Below are 4,977 nucleotides of genomic sequence, written 5' to 3'. Positions count from 1 at the left end.
CGCCGCGTCCCGCGCTGCCGCGGCCGCCACGACCCGCTCGGCCCACTGCGGCACCTCCGCGGGGACGTGGTGCTCCACGTAGGCGCAGGTGCCCCCCACCAGGCGCGCGGCCAGCGTCAGGTCGCCGCTCCCCAGGGCGAACGCCACCGCCGCCCGCAGCTCGTCCAGGCAGCCCGCGACCCGCTGCACGCCGTCGAGGTGCCCCGGGCCGTAGCGGTGCGCGGCCGACTCCCCGGCGACCTGCGCGTACAGCTGCGCGTGTGCCCGCTGCACCGCCGGTGCCGCACCGCGCGCGGCGAGGCGCTCGCGGCCGTAGGCGCGCAGCGTCTCCAGCATCCCGTAGCGGACCCCGCGCCCACCGGGCAGGACGACGAGCACCGAGCGGTCCACCAGCGCGGCCAGCAGGTCCGCCACGCTCCCGCCGGCGTCCTCGCCCAGCGCCCCCGACACCTCGGGCACCGCGGCGACCAGACGCTCGGCGTCGGCGAGCGGGAAACCGCCCGCGAACACCGACACCACCTCGAACAGCAACCGGCAGCGCTCCGCGAGCAGGTCGTAGGACCAGTCGACGACCGCCTGCAGGGTGCGGTGGCGCTCGTCGGACGTGCGGGAGCCGCCGTGCAGCAGGCGGAACCGCCACGACAGCCGCTGCACGAGGTCGCGCGGGTGCAGGGCGTTCATCCGGGCCGCCGCCAGCTCCAGGGCCAGCGGCAACCCGTCCAGCCGCCGGCACAGCTCGGCGACGTCGGCGGCGTTGGCCTCGTCGACGCAGAACGTCCGGCAGCGCGCCCGCGCCCGCTGCTCGAACAGCTGCACCGCCGCGGAGCGCCGGACCTCCGCCACGCCCGTGGCGGCGACCGGCGGCAGCGGCAGCGGCGGCACCGCCCAGACCTCCTCGGCCGGCACGTCCAGCGGGCAGCGGCTGGTGGCCAGCACCGCGACGGCCGGGCAGCCCGCCACGAGCGCGTCGGCGAGCTCGGCCGCGGCCGCGACGACGTGCTCGCAGTTGTCGAGCACCACCAGGGCGCTGCGCGGGCGCAGGTGGGCGACGAGGCGCTGCAGCGGCGCGGTGCCCTGCTGCGGCTGCAGCTGCAGCGCGGTCGTGACGGCCGGGGCCACGTCCCCCGGTGCGACCACCGCGGCGAGTTCCACGAACAGCACGCCGTCGTCGAACCGCCCGCCGAGCCGGGCCGCCAGCTGCCGTGCCAGGCTGGTCTTGCCCACCCCGCCGGGGCCGGTCAGCGTCAGCGCGGCGCCCGGCCGGACGCGGGGCAGCACGCCGGCGAGCTCCTCGTCGCGGCCCAGCAGCGCGCCGCGGGGCGCGGGTGCGTCGGGCGGGGGTGCGCCGTGCGGTGCGGTGTGCTGCGCCGGCGCCGGTCCTGGTGCGGTTCCCGGTCCTGCCGCGGGTCCCGGTCCGGGTACCGGCGCGAGGTCCTGGCGCAGCACCGCCTCCTCCAACCGCACCAGCTCCGCCGACGGGTCGATCCCCAGCTCCTCGGCCAGCCGCTCGCGGAACCGGCGCGCCACCGCCAGCGCGTCGGCGTGCCGGCCCGCCCGGTAGTGCGCCAGCACCAGCTGCCGGTGCGGCCGCTCCCGCAGCGGCTCGACCCGGACCAGCGCCTCCAGCCCCGCGGTGGCGGCGTGGTGCTCGCCGAGCAGCAGCGCCGTGTCCGCGCGGTCCTCCAGCGCGCAGCGGCGCTCCTCCTCCAGCCGGGCCGCCTCGGGTCGGGCGAAGTCCTCGTCGGCGAACTCCGCGTAGGCCGCGCCCCGCCACAGCGCCAGCGCCGCGTCGAGCAGCTCCGCCGCCCGCTGCGGCCGCGCGGTCAGCTCCCGGCGGGCACCGGCGAGCAGCTCGTCGAAGCGGGTGGCGTCGCACGCGCCCGGTGCCGCGGTCAGCAGGTAGCCGGGGGAGCGGTGCAGCAGCTCCACCCCGTCCGCCGCCGCGGCCTGCAACCGGCTGCGCAGCCGGGAGACGAGGCTGTGCAGGGCGGCCTCGGGGTTCTCCGGCACCCCGCCCCCGCGCCAGACGACGTCGGCCAGCCGGTCGGCCGAGACGACGGAACCGGCGCAGGTCAGCAGCGCGGCGAGCAACCGGCGCGGCCGGGGCGGCAGGGGGTGGGGAGCGCCCGAGGCGTCGACGACCTCCAGGGGGCCCAGCACCCGAAGCGCCGGTGCCGTGCCGTCGTGCTGCTCGGTGTCCACCTGCACCACCGCACCCGCCCGGGAGTTCCGCGTGCCGGAGTTGGGCCTGCGTCGAGGCCCCGACCACCCTACGGTCGGGTTCGCCCGGGGTGAAGGGGCGGAGGCACCGTCCGTGGCGGACGCGGGGGTGGGGACGTTCCGCACGCGGCGCGCCGGCGCGCCGGCGCGGGACGTCCCCACCTCCGCGTGGTGCCCGCCGAGGCGGGTACGTCCGGCCACACCACGCCGGCGCGCCGGCGGCGTAACGTCCCCACCCCGGGCGCGCCCGTCCGCGGGGACCCGAGACCGCGAGGAGGGACCGTGGCCCGGCCCGAAGCCGTCGTGCCCGCACCCGTCGCCGTGCCCGGGGCCGACCTGGCGGACCTGCGCGAGCGGTTGCGGCGCACCCGCTGGCCGGAACCGGCGACCGTCGACGGCTGGTCGCAGGGCGTCCCCCTGGAGTTCCTGCAGGAGCTGTGCCTGTACTGGGCCGAGCGCTACGACTGGCGCGCCGCCGAGCGCCGGCTCAACGCCGCCGGGCCGGTGCGCACGCGGGTCGACGGCCTCGGCCTGCACGCCCTGCACGTCGTCTCCCCCGAACCGGGCGCGCTGCCCCTGCTGCTGCTGCACGGCTGGCCCGGCTCGGTGCTGGAGCTGCTCGACGTCCTCGGCCCGCTCAGCGACCCGCGCGCCCACGGCGGCGACCCCGCCGACGCCTTCACCCTCGTCGTGCCGTCGCTGCCGGGGTACGGCTTCAGCGACCGGCCCGCCGAGCCCGGCTGGGGGATCGAGCGCACCGCCGCCGCGTGCGCGGAGCTCGTGGCGCGGCTGGGCCACGGCCGCTTCGGCACCGCGGGCTGCGACTGGGGCACGAGCATCTCGACGGTGCTGGCCCGCGACCACCCCGACCGGGTGCTGATGGCCCACCTCGTCCCGCCGCTGGTGGCGCCCGACCCGGCGACCCTGCACGAGGCGACCCCGCGGGAGCGGGCCGCGATCGCCGCGACGGCCGCGGGCGAGGCCGACTCGGGGTACGCGCTGGTGCACCGGACCCGTCCGCAGACGATCGGCTACGCGCTCGTGGACTCACCGGCCGCGCTGTGCGCCTGGCTGGTGGAGAAGTTCTGGGCGTGGAGCGAGGACCCCGCGGCGCTGGACCGCGACCGGGTGCTCGACGTGGTGACGTCGTACTGGCTGACGGGCACGGGGGCCTCGGCGGCGCGGCTGTACCGGGAGAGCCACGCGGCGGTGTCGTCGTGGTTCACCGGGGAGGCGTCGTTCACCGTGGACGTGCCGGTGGCGTGCACGGTGTTCCCCGCCGACAACCCCCGGCCGTCGCGGCGCTGGGCCGGGCGGCGGTTCCGCGACGTGCGGCACTGGGGGGAACCGGCCCGCGGCGGGCACTTCCCGGCGCTGGAGCAGCCCGCGGTGCTCGTGGCGGAGCTGCGGGCGGGGTTCCGGCACGTGCGCTGACGGGCACCGGTGGCGACGGGGACGTTCTGCCGCGCGGCACCGGCGTATCGCGCGCGGAACGTCCCCGTCGAGGAAGCCGCCCGCGCGCCGGGCTCAGCCCAGCAGGGGTGCCGCGTCGTGCTCCCGCACCACCAGCACCCCGACGCCGGACCCGGACCCCGCGCCCGGCCCGAACCCCGCCCCGAGCAGCGCCACCGCCGCCACGTGGTCGTCGTCGGGCGCCAGGTCGCGCACCGCCGCCACGAGCCCGGGCCGCAGCGGGTGCGCGACCGGCGCCGCCACCCCGTCCCCGCGCGCCACGACGACCTCGCGCGGCTCGACGGTGAGCCCCTCGCCGGTGGCCTTGAGGACGGCCTCCTTGCGCACCCACAGCCGCAGCGGGTCCCCGGCCGCCTCCTGCGGCGCGAGCGCCCCGGCCAGCGCCGCGGCGTCGAGGCCGGTGCGCCGCTCGACGTCCACCCCCACGTCCCCGTCGCGGCTGAGGGCGACCACCACCCGCCGGCCCGCGTGCGACAGCGACACCGACAGCCCCGTGCCCGGCAGGGTCGGCCGCCCGTGCGGCCCGGCGCAGGTGCCGCAGCGGCGGACCACGTCGACGGCCGCGGCGGGGGTGCCGGTCTCGGCCGGCACGGCCAGCCGCAGCAGGGCCGCGTTGAGCAGGGAGCGGGTGCGGTCCTCGCCGCGGGCGAACCGCTCCGCGCGGGCGCGCTCGTGCGGGGTCAGCAGCGCCGCGTGGCCGGGGCGGGCGGCGTCGAGGGGCGCCCACCACAGCGTGCAGCCGGCGGCGCGCCGCGGGACCGGTGGCGCGGGGGTGTGGAACAGGGCAGCCCGCATGTGGTTAGGTTAGCCCTACCTCACCGGGCGGGGACGCCGTCCCCGCCCGTCCCCGCCCACCACCGGAGGAACGCCGTGGCGACGCCGCTGAGCGCCGAGCAGCTCCGCACCGACGTGGCCGAACTGCTCGCGACGGCCCCCTCCGAGATCGGCGACGACGACGACCTGCTCGACCACGGGCTGGACTCCGTCCGGCTCATGATGCTCGTCGAGCGCTGGCGCGCCGCCGGCGTCGAGACCGACTTCGCGGGCCTCGCCGAGGAACCCACCCTCGGTGGCTGGCGCCGCCGCCTGCTCGGCTGACGCGCACCCCCTCGCCGACGGTTCCCCGGACCGCCGGCCGCTCACCGCTGCCCGGAACCGTCCTCGGAGGAAACACCGTGCCCCACAACGGAACCCGTTCGCCCGCCCGCGCCCGCCGCGGTGCCGAGCTGCTCGCCGCGGCCGTCCTCGGCCTCGCCGGCTGCGGCGGCGGGTCGGCCAGCAGCA

Annotated in this window: 4 protein-coding genes; 2 read left to right on the top strand and 2 right to left on the bottom strand. The window is 79.0% G+C overall.

Annotated features, from left to right (window positions below):
- Nucleotides 1–2,202: AfsR/SARP family transcriptional regulator (locus tag ABEB16_RS13230; RefSeq protein ID WP_345712715.1), on the bottom strand; the 2,202-nt coding region annotated here is incomplete at its 3' end.
- Between the two features lie 300 nt (nt 2,203–2,502).
- Here ABEB16_RS13230 and ABEB16_RS13225 point away from each other — a divergent pair.
- Nucleotides 2,503–3,654 carry an epoxide hydrolase family protein gene (locus ABEB16_RS13225; RefSeq protein WP_345712714.1) on the top strand — a complete coding sequence of 384 codons (1,152 nt, stop codon included), beginning with the start codon at nt 2,503–2,505 and terminating at the stop codon, nt 3,652–3,654.
- A gap of 93 nt (nt 3,655–3,747) precedes the next feature.
- On the opposite strand, the gene ABEB16_RS13220 is transcribed toward ABEB16_RS13225, so the two are convergent.
- On the bottom strand, nt 3,748–4,488 hold the full coding sequence (locus ABEB16_RS13220) for a 4'-phosphopantetheinyl transferase family protein (protein ID WP_345712713.1): 741 nt from the start codon (nt 4,486–4,488) through the stop codon (nt 3,748–3,750).
- 75 nt (nt 4,489–4,563) lie between these two features.
- Here ABEB16_RS13220 and ABEB16_RS13215 point away from each other — a divergent pair, with 75 nt between their 5' ends.
- Nucleotides 4,564–4,791 carry a phosphopantetheine-binding protein gene (locus tag ABEB16_RS13215; protein WP_345712712.1) on the top strand — a complete coding sequence of 76 codons (228 nt, stop codon included), beginning with the start codon at nt 4,564–4,566 and terminating at the stop codon, nt 4,789–4,791.
- The last annotated feature ends 186 nt before the right edge of the window (nt 4,792–4,977 follow it).

The sequence above is a fragment of the Kineococcus glutinatus genome, from assembly GCF_039542765.1.
GTDB lineage: Bacteria > Actinomycetota > Actinomycetes > Actinomycetales > Kineococcaceae > Kineococcus_A > Kineococcus_A glutinatus.
This window is presented reverse-complemented; position numbering and strand designations above follow the sequence as displayed.